Below are 12,973 nucleotides of genomic sequence, written 5' to 3'. Positions count from 1 at the left end.
ACACTGGCGGGTCCCGGGACAGGAAACTGGCCGGCAGCGCACCCGCGGTGGGGGATCACGGGAGCGCGCCGACCAGAGTTCCGGACCGAACCTCAGAGGGCGGCCGAGGCCATCTGCTGTGCCATGTAGTCAGCCTGGCGGATCGCCAGCGCCACAATCGTCAGCGTCGGATTGGCAGCAGCTCCGGTGGTGAACTGGGAGCCGTCCGAGACGAACAGGTTCTTCACATCGTGGGTCTGGCCGAACCCGTTGACCACACCGTCTTCCGGCCGGGCGCTCATCCGTGCGGTGCCCATGTTGTGAGTCGCAGGGTAGGGCGGCGTGTGGTGCGAAGACAGGGCGCCCACCGCCTCGTACAGCAGTGATGCCTGCTGGTACCCGTGGTTGCGCATCGCGGTGTCGTTCTCGTGGTCGTCGAAGTGCACGTTCGGCACCGGCAGCCCCAGCCTGTCGGTGACCGCGGTGTTCAGCGTCACCCGATTGGTCTCTTGTGGCATGTCCTCACCCACGATCCAGAGCCCGGCTGTGTTCTCGTAGTCATCGAGGAGCGACGCGAATCCGGGACCCCAGGCTCCCGGATCCACAAAGCTGGCGAGGAACGCCGGACCGAGGGCGATGGTCTCCAGGTAGTAGCCGCCGGCGAAGCCCCGGTCGACGTCGTGCCGGGACTCATCCGCGACCAGCCCGGCCATGGTCTCTCCCCGGTACATGTGTACCGGCTTGTCGAACTTCGCATAGACGGATCCGGTGGTGTGGCGCATGTAGTTGCGGCCCAGCTGTCCCGAAGAGTTCGCGAGACCGTCCGGGAACATCGGCGAACCCGAAAGCATGAGCAGGCGCGGCGTCTCGATCGCGTTGCCAGCCACCGCGACGATCCGGGCGCGCTGCCGCTGCAGGTTCCCCTCGGCGTCGACATAGAGCACGCTGTCCACCAGCCCCTCCGCGGTGTGCGTGATCTGAACGGCGTGGCTGTTGGGCCGAAGGTCGAGTTTTCCGGTGATCAGCGCCTTGGGGATCTCGGACACCAGGGTGGACCACTTGGACTTGTTCTTGTCGCCCTGGAAGTTGAAGCCGTCCTGGATCGACGCCGGCCGGCCGTCGAACGGCTCAGCGTTGGTGCCGTACGGTCCGGTGGCATAGTGGCGGTAGCCGATGCGCTCGGCGCCGGCGGCGAGCACCTTGTAGTTGTTGTTAGCGGGCAGCGCCGGACGCCCATGACGATGTGTACTGCCGATCTTCTGTTCTGCCCTGTCGTAATACGGTGCGAGGTCATCGAGGGTGATTGGCCAGTCCAGCAGGTTGGCGCCGTCGACCCGCCCGTAGGCGGTGCGGGTCTTGAACTCGTGGGCCTTGAACCGCGGGGTGGCGCCGGACCAGTGCGTCGTCGTTCCGCCGACCGCCTTGACGAGCCACGCGGGCAGGTTCGGGAAGTCGCGCGCAATCCGCCATGAACCGGACGTGGTGCGCGGGTCCAGCCAGGCCATCTGGTTGAAGGCCTCCCACTCGTTGTTGTGGTAATCCTCGTTGGTCAGATGGCCACCCGCCTCCAGGAGGACCACCTTCACGCCCTTTTCGGTGAGTTCGTGGGCGAGGGTGCCGCCGCCGGCGCCGGAACCGATGATGACGACGACGTCGGCGTCGTCCTGGTCGAAACGGGCAGATTCGGCCGTGGTCATGATGCTGTGTTCCCTTCGTTGACGGTGTCGGAGCCCTTGAAGAGGTCCGAGAACTGCTCATCGGAGGGCACGCCCCCGGTCTGGCCCGCCGGTTCCGCGCGGTCGGGTGCCTGCTGGGCAATGTTGTAGGGCAACGGGCCGACCTCGGTCAGGTCCTCGTCGCTCTCCTCGATGCGAGGCTCGGGCAGCCAGTCGAGGTCGTTGAAACCGCGGTTGATGTAGCCGCCCTTGGAGAAGGACTCGCCCTCGTAACCGAGGACGTCCCAGACCTGCGGATCGTCGTAGAAATTCAGGACGGTGGTGCGCCGGATGAAGCCGAAGAAGTCGAGGTCGCTGATGCGCTTGAGCACGGCGAGCGCGCGGTCGTCAGGAAGGTCCAGGAAATGCTCCTCGGTGAGTGAGTCGAGAGTGAGCAGGCCTTGAGTCAGCGCCACCCGGAACCACGTGGACGCCTGCGCCTCCGACACGATCTTCTCGGTCATGCGTTCGTACGGCCCGTCAGGAACCGCAGGATGCGGAAAGGCCACGCGGATGATGCGCGTGAGCGTTCGCCGTGCCTCCTCCGATAGCTGCAGCTCATTGAGCGCCGAATACTTTGCGGGATACGCCATGGGAATCACCCTTCGGGTTCAGATGCGGTACTTGGTGGCAGTTACTTGTTGAGACGGGGGACGAGGATGCCGCGGCCCACCAGGGCGCCGCTGTCAAGATCGTGCATGGCCTGGACCGCATCCTCGAGGTCATACTTCTGGGTGTGGAGCGTTACCTTGCCCTGGGCAGTGAGCGTCATCAGCTCGACCAGATCGGTGTAGGTCCCCACCAGGTTTCCGACGACGTTGATTTCCCGCGAAATGATCTCGATCGTGTCGATATTCACCGCGCCGCCGTAGCCGATACTGTAGTAGCTGCCGCGGTTGCGCAGCGCCGTGACGCCGAGGGACTCCGTGCCGTGCTCTCCCACGAAGTCGAACACCACGTGTGCGCCGCCGTCCGTGATATCGAGCAACCGGCCGGCGTCGCCGTTGCCGTCGGAAGAAGCGTTGACGGTATGGTCTGCACCGAGTGAGTGTGCCAGTTCAAGTGCCTCGGCTGAGCGGTCGACTACGGTGACGGTTGCCGCCGTCAGCGCCTTCAGGGACTGGACTCCGATGTGGCCGAGGCCGCCGCTGCCGATGACCACCGCGTGCGATCCGGGCGGCAGTTGCGGAACCGCCTTGCGGACCGCGTGGTACGCGGTGAGGCCGGCGTCGGCGAGGGCAGCGATGTCGGCCGGCTGGAGGGAGGAATCGAGCTTCACCACTGAGCGGGCGTTGGTCCGCATGTATTCGGCCATGCCGCCGTCGACGTTGAGACCGGGGAAGGTGGCGTTGTCGCAGTGGGAATCCTGGCCCTCGCGGCAGGCCATGCAGAGTCCGCAGGTCACCAGCGGGTGCATGATCACGGTGTCTCCGGCGCTGACGTTGCTGACGGCGCTTCCCACTTCACGCACCCAGCCCGCGTTTTCGTGCCCGAGGATGTAGGGGAGTGAGGGATGCTGGATGTGATCCCACTGGCCTTCAATGACATGGAGGTCGGTCCGGCAGAGCCCCGCCGCACCCACCTCGACAATCACATCCCAGGGGCCGATGACGGTGGGCTCGTCAACATCATCTAGGTGCGGATCTTCCCGGTACCTGTGCACGCGGACGGCTTTCATGGTCCTCCCTCGACAGCGAAGTGGTGTGACTTCGAGTGTGAGGCGGGTCACCCACTCCGCATAGAGTCGTTATCGCGTGGTGAGAAAGCCGGTAGGGTCGAGGCATTCGGTCTCTGTTCGGCAACAGTTCGACCCAGGAGGTGCTCGATGCACAGCAGCAAGGACGTCCAGCGGATGGAAAAGGGGCACCACCAGGTACTCGTGATCGGAGCTGGGAACGCGGGTATTTCCCTCGCCGCCCGCCTGAAGCGTTACAGGGTGAAGGGTATTGCCGTCGTCGACCCCACCGAACAGCATCTCTACCAGCCGTTCTTCTCCCACATTGCCGGCGGTACAGCGAAAGCGGAAATGGCCGTTCGACCGCAGGAATCCGTGATGCCAAAGGGTGTCACCTGGCACCGGGACTCCGCGACCGCCATCGACCCGTCGGCGAAGACCGTGACGCTCGCGTCCGGGCAGACCTTCACGTATGAGCACCTGGTGGTGTGTCCCGGTATCCAGAAGAACTGGAACGGGATTCCCGGACTGCAGGACGCCTACGATTCTCCCTACGGCGCAACGAATTACAGCCTCGATTTGGCGGTGAAAGCGTGGCGGCTGCTGAGCGGCCTACGCTCCGGGACCGCCATCTTCAGCATGCCGGACGGCCCCATCACCTGCGGCGGCGCTGCCCAGAAGCCCATGTACCTGGCGTGCGACTACTGGCGCTCGCAGGGCGTGCTGGACAATATCCGCGTCATCCTCGCGGTGCCCACCAGTAGCGTGTACGGCGTCGACGTGGTGGACGAGGAGCTGAACCGCAAGATCACCGAGTACGGGATTGAGTTGCGCTGCAGCACCGAGCTCACGTCGGTTGACGCCGAGGGCCGCCTCGCCACCCTTCGGGATACCGCGCGCGGTACGGAGGAACAGATCCGGTACGACGTCCTGCACGCTGCACCGCCGCAATCCGCTCCGGATTGGATCCGCAGCACCGGACTGGCTGACGACGACGGTTTCGTCGCCGTGGACAAGCACACGCTCCGACACATCACCCATCCAACGGTGTGGTCACTCGGCGACGCCGCAGGGACACCGAACTCGAAGTCCGGTGCAGCGCTCCGTCAGCAGACCAAGGTGCTCGCGAAGAACCTGCAGTCTGTACTCAAGGGCAATCAGCCTGGCCAGAAGTACAACGGGTATGGCGCCTGCCCTTTCACGGTGAGCCGCTCCACCGTGGTGCTTGCCGAATTTGATGACACTCTCGCTCCAAAGCCATCCGTTCCCGGCTGGAAGGGTCTGGCAAAGGAGAAGCGACTCACCTGGCTCGTGGAGCGGTATGGGTTCATCCGGCTCTACTGGTACGCCATTCTGAAGGGCCGGGCCTGAGCCGCGACCCATCCTGCAGGCTTCTCCGAGGACCAGCGCGGCCGGATCGGACCTCAGCCGCGCCGGCGCCCCCGGTAGACCGCATCCGCTACTGCGAGTGTGGCGCCGTCAGGACCGCTGGCTTCCCGCGGACGGGACTCGACTCTCTGGTGTTCCCAACCGTCGTCGAGCAGGTCCACTATGTCCTCCGCCGTGAAGTACAGATCCGGGAGATCGGGTCGTGATGCGCCGCTCTGCATGTCTGAAGGATGGTGCCCGACGATGAACAAGGTTCCGCCCGGCGCGACGGCGCGTGCCAGGCTACGGAACAGCGGTTCACGTTGCGCGGTGGGTAGGTGCATGTACTGCGCCGTGACGAGATCGAATGCTCCGGCCGGAGGTTCCCAGACCGTGAGATCGTGATGTTCCCAGCGCACGGGCGGGGTAGCGAGGTCTTGGCTTCCGCTTTGGTTCTTGTGCTGCTCCTGCTGATGCTCCTGCTCGTGTTCGGCTGCGCGGGCAAGGGCAACCGCTGAGATGTCGACGGCGGTGACTTGCCAACCCTGTTCGGCCAGCCAGAGGGCGTCGGCACCTTCTCCGCAGCCGACGTCGAGCGCTGTGCCCGGCGGTAACCCGTTTGCCTCAGTGATTAGTTGCGGATTGGGACGACCACTCCAGATACGCTTCTTTTCGCCATAACGTGCATCCCAGAAGGCTTCGTCGAACTCGCGGGAACCGTGGTCGTGATGATTGTGCTGGTGACCGTGGTCGTGCTGATCGTTGGGCGTGTGGTGTGAGTGCTGCGACTGCATCAGGAAACCTCCGCTCCTATCCTGCTATCCCGCAGGGTTGCCGCGGAAGAGGAAGCACCCATGGAAGATGCGCGGTGAGCTGCAAGATCCTGCTGGAGTTCTTCGACCATCAGGTCATTGTTGATTGCCATCGCTGCCACTGATCCCGACGCAGCGGACGGCAACACCTGCAGCATCAGGTTGGCGACGTTTCCTGCTGCCCATACGCCGTCCACGCCGGTTGCGCCCATCTCATCCGTGGCCAGGTGCTCGCCGACTCCCATCGGGTGCTGGACCGGAGCAAGGCCGAGACTCGCGAAGATTCCGGTGTTGGCGACGAACCGCGGCGCAACCACGAGGGCTTCCAACGGAACCACGCGGCCGCCGGTGAGTTCGACGCCGCTGAGGGTGCCGCCGTCGTTCTGGTTCAGGACACGGGCAACCGAGCCGTCGACCACAGAGACGCCGCGGGCGGCCAGGTGCTCCCATTCTTCTTCGGTAGGTTCAACGGTGTCGTTGAGAAGAAGAGTGATGTTGTTGCTCCACTGGCGGAACAGCAGTGCCTGATGTACTGACATGGCGCTGGTGCCGAGGATACCGATCTGCTGGTCGCGCACCTCCCAGCCGTGGCAGAACGGGCAGTGCAGCACTTCCTGGCCCCACTGTTCGCGGAGTCCGGGGATTTCCGGCAGTACGTCACTGAGCCCTGTGGTCAGAAGCAGGCGGCGGGAGAGGAGGACCGTCCCGTCGTCGAGCGTGGTGCGGAAGCGATCACGGGAATCATCGGTGGAAGCGACGTCGACGGCGGTGCCGGGAACAATGACGCCACCGTACAGCTGGACGTCGGCCCGGCCCGCGGCCACAAGGTCCAGCGGGTTCATGCCCTCGCGGGTGAGGAAACCGTGTACACCGCTGGCTGGGGAGTTGCGTGGGTGGCCGGCATCGACCACCGCGACACTCCGGCGGGTACGCCCGAGCATCAGTGCCGCGCTGAGGCCGGCAGCCCCGCCGCCGATAACGACGACGTCGTATGAGTTCAGTTCAGATGTCATGTATTCATCGTGGATTGCAGAACATGGATCAGCAAGTAACATTGCTGATCTGGCAAACTAGGGTCTATGACGGATGAAATTGGTGAAGCACTTGCGGCAGTAGGTCCGCGACTGAGGGCGCTGAGAGTGAAGCGGGACGTGACACTGCAGTCGTTGTCGGAATCGACCGGAATTTCGGTGAGTACCTTGTCGCGGTTGGAGTCGGGCCAGCGTAAACCCAACCTTGAGTTGCTGCTTCCTCTGGCCCAGGCGCATCAGGTGCCGTTGGATGAGCTCGTTGGTGCGCCGACCACGGGGGATCCGCGCGTTCACCTGCGCCCGATCGACATGGGTCGCGGAACGGTGGTTCCGCTCACCCGCAGGCCAGGCGGCATTCAGGCCTACAAGCACGTGTTGCATGCCGAAATGGCACTGGAGGAGCCGGACCTCAAGGTACATGAGGGTTACGAGTGGCTGTACGTACTGAACGGGAACCTGCGGATGGTCCTCGGTGAGCTCGACCTGGTGTTGCCCGCCGGTGAAGCGGTTGAGTTCGACACCCGGGTGCCGCACTGGTTTGGGAAGGCTGACAGGCATGCGGTGGAGTTCCTCAGCCTGTTTGGCCGTCAGGGGGAGCGGCTGCATCTTCGGGCGAAGACGACGTAAGCGCAGCTTACCTGGCGTCGGTGCGCCGGGTGATGCGTGCGCAGCAGTGAGGTCCCTCGGGGTCAGGCGTTACCGCGTGTGTGACGTCGCCACTGCCTTCGAGTGCGCCGGAGAGAAGTGCGCCGTTCATTCCGCACACCACCTCCGAATGGCTGCGCGACAGTCGATGGAAGGGGCAGTTGTGCAACAGGAAGCCACCATCTCCGTCCGGATGCGGTTCGTAGCCGGACGAATCAAGCACTCCGTCGATGCTGCCGGCTTTCAGGCCAAGGCGACGACCGGCGTCGTACGCGGTTTTTGACAGCGCAGGCTGGATGGCAACGTTCTCGCGAATGGAAGCTTCGATTGCGGCCGCCATCAACTCGGCGGCGAGGTCGTAGCGGCGGTCCGGAACCGATGCCGTCACCTCTGCATGAGCAAGCTGATATAGCTTTGCCGGTCTGCCTGACCCCGGTCCGCTACGTTCACCGAGTTTCCGGAACTCCACGGTGAGGAGTCCTGCATTCACCAACTTCTCCAAGTGGAACAGCAAGGTACTGGACGAAAGCCCGGTGAGTTCTGCCAGCTGGTTTCGGGTCATTGCTTCGGCGTTGCGCTGGAGGGTTTGGTACACCTCGCGTCGGACAGGGTCACCAAGGGTTGCTACCGACTCCAGCCGCTCATCAAGGTTGGCGTGTAGGCGCAGCGTGGCATCTGATGCGCCGCGACCTGAGCGGGCTGCCGGGCCTGGATTGCCCTCGAAGTCAGACATATGCCGAGCCTATCTGGAGTTTGTTCACCATTGACTTCTTCAGTGTGCGCTTCTAAAGTCAACAATACAATATTTAGAAAGAGGGACGCCATGTCATCGCATTCAGAGGTTGCGCTCCGGCTGTTGGAAGACGACATTGAGCAGGACAGCTCTGTCGGGGCTATCGATCTGCCAGCAGCGAGGTTGGCGGTGGCCGACTTGCTGCGTGCGCTCGGGCGGGACGTGAATGATCCGCACCTCAGCGATACCCCGCGCCGCGTGGCGGGCGCTTTCGAGGAAATGCTGACACCCCGGACCACCTCGTGGACTACCTTCCCGAATGACGAGGGGTATAACGACCTGGTGCTCGTAAAGAACATCCCATTCAATTCACTGTGCCAGCATCATCTGTTGCCATTCAGGGGAATCGCGCATATCGGCTATCTGCCGGGGGAACGACTTCTCGGTCTGTCCAAACTGGCGCGGGCACTGGAGATGTTTTCACGTGACCTTCAGGTGCAGGAGCGGCTCACCAAGCAGGTGGCGGACTGGCTGTTGGACCTGCTCAATCCGCGTGGAGTCGGTGTGGTGCTGGAGGCAGAGCACCTGTGCATGTCGTTGCGCGGTGTGCAGAGTGCCGGTACCACTACCCGGACGGCGACGTTCTATGGCGACCTCGCAGTCGGGGGCCCGCTACGCGACCAATTTCCAAACTAACGCTTCTGCCCGAATCAACGCTTCGTGGCACCGCGCATTCGCAGGCCACCCCACCAGAAGAGAGAGTATCCATGGACAACACCAGTTTCCCGGCATCTGATGACGCAATGGTGATCATTGGGGCAGGCCTGACGGGCGCGACGGCGGCCGCAACTTTGCGCGAAGAAGGCTTCACTGGTCCTGTGGTCCTCGTTGGGGCGGAAGGTCAGGCGCCCTATCTGCGTCCGCCGCTGTCGAAGGGATTCCTTGCCGGCAAGGAGAGCGAGGAGTCACTCCTGCCCTGTCCCGAGAAGTGGTACGCAGAGAACGACGTCGAACTCCTCACCTCGGATGAGGCGGTCAGTGTGGATCCCACCGCCCGTACTGTTGCTTTGTCGAGCGGCCGTTCGCTTTCCTATGGTCGGCTCCTGCTCGCTACGGGCGCTGTTCCCCGTCAGCTGAACCTGCCAGGTACCGATCTCCAAGGGGTGTACTACTTCCGTACGAAAACGGATAGTCAGCGTCTTCACTTAGAGTTGGCAGGAGGTGGCCGTCACCTCGTGCTTATCGGTTCCGGCTGGATCGGTATGGAGGTTGCCGCAACTGCACGGGAACTTGGCAATGAGGTCACCTTGCTCGGGTTGGAAGAGGTCCCGATGAGTGCGGCGATCGGTCCCAGGCTTGGCACCGTCTTCATGGATCGCCATAGTGAAGCTGGTGTTCAGTTCAGGCTGCCGGCTTCGGCGAAAGAGATCAGGGGTGACGATGCAGGCCGTGTCACTGCAGTAGTGACCGATGCGGGTGAAACCTTGTCCGCGGATCTTGTTGTGATCGCCATTGGCGTGGTGCCGCAGACGGCGCTTGCAGAGGAAGCCGGGCTTACCATCGGGAACGGTATTCAGGTCGATTCGGGGCTGCGGACCAGTGCCGAGGGCATCTTTGCAGCTGGGGATGTGGCCAGCGCGCTGCATCCTGTCACGGGCCAGTATGCCCGCAGTGAGCATTGGGCAAACGCTATTAGCGGCGGGAAAGTGGCCGCACAGTCGATGCTCGGCCGAGACGCTGTGCTGGACGACATTCCGTACTTCTACACAGACCAGTTCGATCTGGGCATGGAGTATTCCGGCTACGGTGCCCTGACAAAAGATGCGGACGTGGTGGTCCGGGGCAGCCTCGAAGATCGCGAATTTGTTGCCTTCTGGCTCCGCGAGGACCGGGTGGTAGCCGGCATGAACGTCAATGTGTGGGACGTGCAGGAGGAAATTCAGGATCTCATCCGGAGCGGCAGGGCTGTGGACCGGGCTGTGCTCACTGATCCGGACTCGGACTTGAAAACTGCCTGATGGGGGAGCAGGATCCGAGGGCCGCCTGATCTGGAATCGACGCCTGCCACGTGCGCTCGCGGTTCTGTCACCTCTGCCACGCGCTCGGGGCACAGTTGACTTGGCGGTGCTGCGCTCGCTCAGACGCCGGCTACGGCGGCATTTCCGCTGATCAGGGTGGTGCCGTGCCGATGCTCGTGGACACGTGACTGACCGTGTCTGCAAGTTGGTCGTGTATGGCTTGTTCTACTTGCCAGTAGCGGTTGCGTCTGGGTGTTCGTTGCGGGTCGTGGTATTTGGGTGGTGTGAACCAGGGGATTCCGTGGACTGATTCGACTGTCCAGTTTCCTTCGTGGATCTGGTGGTGGTGTCGGGTGCAGAGCAGCACGCCGTCGCTGATGTTGGTGGTTCCGCCTGCAGCCCAGGGAATGATGTGGTGGGCTTCGCACCAGGTTGCGGGCGTGGTGCAGTCGGGGAACGCGCAGCCTTTGTCGCGTGCGACCAGTCCCCGTCGCAGATGTGGTGGGAAGAGACGTTGGGTGCGGCCGATGTCCAAGACCTGACCCTTGCCGCCGAGGACGAGCGGGAGGATGTCGGCGTCGCAGGCGAGTTTGCGGATGCTGCGGGCGCTTATCTGTTGGGCGAAGACCGAATGCCCGTCGTGTCCGCTGCCTGTCAGGTCTTTGAGGAGGTCGCGGTAGTTGATGGTGACCATTACCTGGGGTCGGTGTCCTCCGGTCGCTGGAAGACCATCACCTGTTAGCGCAATCCGGCATGCTGAAACCAGTCCGTCGAGGAGGTTCTGTTCACGGGTCGGTTGGCCCGGACTGGTTAGAGCTTCTTTGCCGCGGTCCGTCGTGCCGTCTCCGTCGGTCGTGCGGTCTCCGTCGGCCTCGCCAGTGATGCTGTGGGTTCTGGGGTTGGTGGCGGTGTTCATGACGGTGATGAGGTGTTCGTATTGTTCGTCGGTGGCGCCGATTTCCATGAAGTGCAGGCCGTGGCGCCTACCGCGCAGGAACACGCCCTGGCGTGCGCGGAGGGTTTTGTCGGTGGGTTCGGTGCCGTCCTGGTCGATGATGTCTTCCCAGCGTTGGGCGAGGGCCCGCAGGACGTCTTCGTCGGACTCAACGGCCTGGCGGACCAGGTGCTCTTCCATGGCATCCAGCTCACGGCCGGTCGCGACAGTGGAGACCCGGTGCACGGAGTTGCGGATGATGGTCGCAGCACGGCTGCTGAGCGCACCGACCTTGGTCGCTTCAGCCAGCACACCCAAGGCAGGTACGAGCGCGGCTCCTGGCCCGGGAACCTCGGGCAGGACGTCATGTCCGAGGCGTAACCGGCGGTTCGCTTCGGAGCGGCTGATACCGATTTTCGCCCGCAAATAGTCCGCAGTGTTCTTGTACGGATCTAGGGCGTCAACGGTAGCGAGTTGGTGGTCCTCAGCGGCACGGGCAACCACAGTCTGCAAGTGGTCGACCAGGTTGGAGAGCTGCTCAACCTCGACCAGCGTTGCCGCGGCCTCCTCAGGCCGAAGCGTCAGGTAGTTGGACTCGAGATCCCGCACGTAAGCCAGTAAGCCGGACCGCATCCCACCCAGGAGAGACGTGTCCTCCGGGCGGGGTTCGAGCAGTGCGACGGCCATACCCAAAATTTTATCGAACACGTGTACTAACCGCGACCGAAAACCACCAATGTGCAGGACAAGTCAAACGGACTTATCCACACCCCGGCGTGGGGGTAGGCCCCCTGCTCAAGCCGCACGCCGCTCGACTGGCACAATCCCGCCAAACCCCACTCAGCCCAACGCACGCTCCAGCACGAAGTCCGTTTCCACGTTCCGTCCAAGCTGAAACGTCTTTGCCCCCACGCGGGTGAATCCGTGCTTCTCATAAAATCGGACTGCACGGGCATTGCGGTCATTGGTGCCGAGCCAGATTCCCTTCGCGCCGGTTCCCTTCGCCGCGATCTCCAGTGACGCTTCCATGAGGTGCGACGAGGAACCTTGTCCATGATGCGACGGGTGCACATAGAACTTGCTCAGCTCGATGGTCGGGAAAAGCGAGAGAGAAGACCGCACCTGCTCGTCCTTGGGAAGTCCTTTGACCAACGTGCTCCAGGCAAGAAGGTGGCCGTCCTCCCGCAGGCACAGCAAGATCTTGTCAGGGTCCGCTATGTGCTGGGTGAACCGTTCCTCGGAAAGCTCTGATGCGATGAAGTGTGCAATGTCGTCGGGGTGCGACGTCGGTGGACAAGCGAGCGGGAAGGTGACGGCAGCCAGGGTGGCGAGGGGGCCGGCGTCGTTCGCGGTGGCATGGTCAATAACAACGGTCACGAAGTCAGGGTAGCGCTGATCGCCGGCCGGAACATCGATCCTGTATCGGAGATGACGAGGCCGCCCTCGAGTGTGACTACCCGCTCCGCTCGCTCGATGTCCTCGGGCGAGTGGCTCGATTCGATGACGGTCACGCCACGCAGCAGTTCCTCGTCGACCGCCAAGCGGATGAGCCGGTGTGCCGCACTGTCCAAGCCGGCCGTGGGCTCGTCAAGGATCAGGATGTCCGATTCCTGCGCCAGCCCCTGCGCAATAAGCGCACGCTGACGTTGCCCGCCGGAAAGCCCGGCGAGTTGCCGATCAGCGAGGCCCGAAATCCCCAAGCGTTCCATGGCATCCCGCCCGATACGGCGATTTTGCGGACCAAGCGGCAACAGCCAGGAACGATGAGGCCACCGTCCCATCTCGACCGTCTGACGCACCGTACAGGGAAGGATCTCCGAGGTCCGCGTGTGCTGGATGACAAAGGCCGGCCGGCGGCTGGTGGTGAGGGTCACCGATCCGGACTGCGGCTTCAGCGCGCCGGCAACCAACGCCAGCAATGTCGACTTTCCTGAGCCGTTGGTGCCCGTGACCACGGTGTGCACCCCTCGCTCGAGCGCGAGAGACACCTCCCCAAGCGCGCGCCTGCCCTGATAGGCGTATCGAACGCCGCTCACAATCACCATCATTTCTCCTTATGTGCG

Annotated in this window: 13 protein-coding genes; 4 read left to right on the top strand and 9 right to left on the bottom strand. The window is 63.3% G+C overall.

All coding sequences use genetic code 11. From position 1 onward, the window contains the following. Positions 1–92 precede the first annotated feature (92 nt). The 3 genes from P4U43_RS00810 to P4U43_RS00800 are packed head-to-tail and all read right to left on the bottom strand — an operon-like array spanning position 93 to position 3,372. Entirely contained in the window at positions 93–1,676 is a 1,584-nt protein-coding gene (locus P4U43_RS00810; RefSeq protein ID WP_277357025.1) for a GMC family oxidoreductase, read from the bottom strand. Continuing rightward, on the bottom strand, positions 1,673–2,287 hold the full coding sequence (locus P4U43_RS00805) for a hypothetical protein (protein WP_277357024.1): 615 nt from the start codon (positions 2,285–2,287) through the stop codon (positions 1,673–1,675). Before P4U43_RS00805 ends, P4U43_RS00810 begins: the two co-directional genes overlap by 4 nt. Before the next feature lie 41 nt (positions 2,288–2,328). Further along, the gene (locus P4U43_RS00800; RefSeq protein ID WP_277357023.1) at positions 2,329–3,372 is read right to left on the bottom strand and encodes an NAD(P)-dependent alcohol dehydrogenase; all 1,044 of its coding nucleotides are present in this window, start codon (positions 3,370–3,372) and stop codon (positions 2,329–2,331) included. A 147-nt stretch (positions 3,373–3,519) separates the two neighbouring features. Here P4U43_RS00800 and P4U43_RS00795 point away from each other — a divergent pair, with 147 nt between their 5' ends. Then, entirely contained in the window at positions 3,520–4,740 is a 1,221-nt protein-coding gene (locus tag P4U43_RS00795) for an NAD(P)/FAD-dependent oxidoreductase (protein ID WP_277357022.1), read from the top strand. Positions 4,741–4,793: 53 nt separating this feature from the next. Here the strand turns inward: P4U43_RS00795 and P4U43_RS00790 are convergent, their stop codons facing one another. Both P4U43_RS00790 and P4U43_RS00785 read right to left on the bottom strand, forming a co-directional pair. Next, positions 4,794–5,531, bottom strand: a complete 738-nt coding sequence (locus tag P4U43_RS00790; protein WP_277357021.1) for a class I SAM-dependent methyltransferase — start codon at positions 5,529–5,531, stop codon at positions 4,794–4,796. Further along, positions 5,531–6,562: an NAD(P)/FAD-dependent oxidoreductase gene (locus P4U43_RS00785; protein WP_277357020.1), complete on the bottom strand. Its 1,032-nt coding sequence runs from the start codon at positions 6,560–6,562 to the stop codon at positions 5,531–5,533. Before P4U43_RS00785 ends, P4U43_RS00790 begins: the two co-directional genes overlap by 1 nt. 66 nt (positions 6,563–6,628) lie before the next feature. Here P4U43_RS00785 and P4U43_RS00780 point away from each other — a divergent pair, with 66 nt between their 5' ends. Next, positions 6,629–7,207 carry a helix-turn-helix domain-containing protein gene (locus P4U43_RS00780; protein ID WP_204534488.1) on the top strand — a complete coding sequence of 193 codons (579 nt, stop codon included), beginning with the start codon at positions 6,629–6,631 and terminating at the stop codon, positions 7,205–7,207. A gap of 7 nt (positions 7,208–7,214) precedes the next feature. On the opposite strand, the gene P4U43_RS00775 is transcribed toward P4U43_RS00780, so the two are convergent. Further along, positions 7,215–7,958 carry a helix-turn-helix transcriptional regulator gene (locus tag P4U43_RS00775; protein WP_277357019.1) on the bottom strand — a complete coding sequence of 248 codons (744 nt, stop codon included), beginning with the start codon at positions 7,956–7,958 and terminating at the stop codon, positions 7,215–7,217. A gap of 90 nt (positions 7,959–8,048) precedes the next feature. Here P4U43_RS00775 and folE point away from each other — a divergent pair, with 90 nt between their 5' ends. Then, on the top strand, positions 8,049–8,654 hold the full coding sequence (folE, locus tag P4U43_RS00770) for a GTP cyclohydrolase I (RefSeq protein WP_277357018.1): 606 nt from the start codon (positions 8,049–8,051) through the stop codon (positions 8,652–8,654). Positions 8,655–8,725: 71 nt separating this feature from the next. After that, positions 8,726–9,976: an NAD(P)/FAD-dependent oxidoreductase gene (locus tag P4U43_RS00765; RefSeq protein WP_277357017.1), complete on the top strand. Its 1,251-nt coding sequence runs from the start codon at positions 8,726–8,728 to the stop codon at positions 9,974–9,976. Positions 9,977–10,127: 151 nt separating this feature from the next. On the opposite strand, the gene P4U43_RS00760 is transcribed toward P4U43_RS00765, so the two are convergent. The 3 genes from P4U43_RS00760 to aztA all read right to left on the bottom strand — a co-directional run bounded on the left by P4U43_RS00760 (position 10,128) and on the right by aztA (position 12,946). Beyond that, the gene (locus tag P4U43_RS00760) at positions 10,128–11,597 is read right to left on the bottom strand and encodes an HNH endonuclease signature motif containing protein (RefSeq protein WP_277357016.1); all 1,470 of its coding nucleotides are present in this window, start codon (positions 11,595–11,597) and stop codon (positions 10,128–10,130) included. 153 nt (positions 11,598–11,750) lie between these two features. Continuing rightward, the gene (locus P4U43_RS00755; protein WP_277357015.1) at positions 11,751–12,287 is read right to left on the bottom strand and encodes a GNAT family N-acetyltransferase; all 537 of its coding nucleotides are present in this window, start codon (positions 12,285–12,287) and stop codon (positions 11,751–11,753) included. After that, positions 12,284–12,946 (bottom strand): zinc ABC transporter ATP-binding protein AztA, encoded by a 663-nt coding sequence (gene aztA / locus P4U43_RS00750; RefSeq protein WP_404800672.1) that lies wholly within the window; start codon positions 12,944–12,946, stop codon positions 12,284–12,286. Before aztA ends, P4U43_RS00755 begins: the two co-directional genes overlap by 4 nt. Positions 12,947–12,973: the final 27 nt, after the last annotated feature.

The organism is Arthrobacter vasquezii, from assembly GCF_029455255.1.
GTDB lineage: Bacteria > Actinomycetota > Actinomycetes > Actinomycetales > Micrococcaceae > Arthrobacter_D > Arthrobacter_D parietis.
The sequence above is the reverse complement of the archived record's forward strand: the minus strand, read 5'-3'. Positions and strand labels throughout refer to the sequence as shown.

Coding starts and splice junctions, on each gene's coding strand:
- folE (WP_277357018.1), top strand. CDS start 8,049: ATGTCATCGCATTCAGAGGTTGCGCTCCGGCTGTTGGAAGACGACATT.
- P4U43_RS00795 (WP_277357022.1), top strand. CDS start 3,520: ATGCACAGCAGCAAGGACGTCCAGCGGATGGAAAAGGGGCACCACCAG.
- P4U43_RS00775 (WP_277357019.1), bottom strand. CDS start 7,958: ATGTCTGACTTCGAGGGCAATCCAGGCCCGGCAGCCCGCTCAGGTCGC.
- P4U43_RS00785 (WP_277357020.1), bottom strand. CDS start 6,562: ATGACATCTGAACTGAACTCATACGACGTCGTCGTTATCGGCGGCGGG.
- P4U43_RS00805 (WP_277357024.1), bottom strand. CDS start 2,287: ATGGCGTATCCCGCAAAGTATTCGGCGCTCAATGAGCTGCAGCTATCG.
- P4U43_RS00800 (WP_277357023.1), bottom strand. CDS start 3,372: ATGAAAGCCGTCCGCGTGCACAGGTACCGGGAAGATCCGCACCTAGAT.
- P4U43_RS00810 (WP_277357025.1), bottom strand. CDS start 1,676: ATGACCACGGCCGAATCTGCCCGTTTCGACCAGGACGACGCCGACGTC.
- P4U43_RS00765 (WP_277357017.1), top strand. CDS start 8,726: ATGGACAACACCAGTTTCCCGGCATCTGATGACGCAATGGTGATCATT.
- P4U43_RS00790 (WP_277357021.1), bottom strand. CDS start 5,531: ATGCAGTCGCAGCACTCACACCACACGCCCAACGATCAGCACGACCAC.
- P4U43_RS00760 (WP_277357016.1), bottom strand. CDS start 11,597: ATGGCCGTCGCACTGCTCGAACCCCGCCCGGAGGACACGTCTCTCCTG.
- P4U43_RS00780 (WP_204534488.1), top strand. CDS start 6,629: ATGACGGATGAAATTGGTGAAGCACTTGCGGCAGTAGGTCCGCGACTG.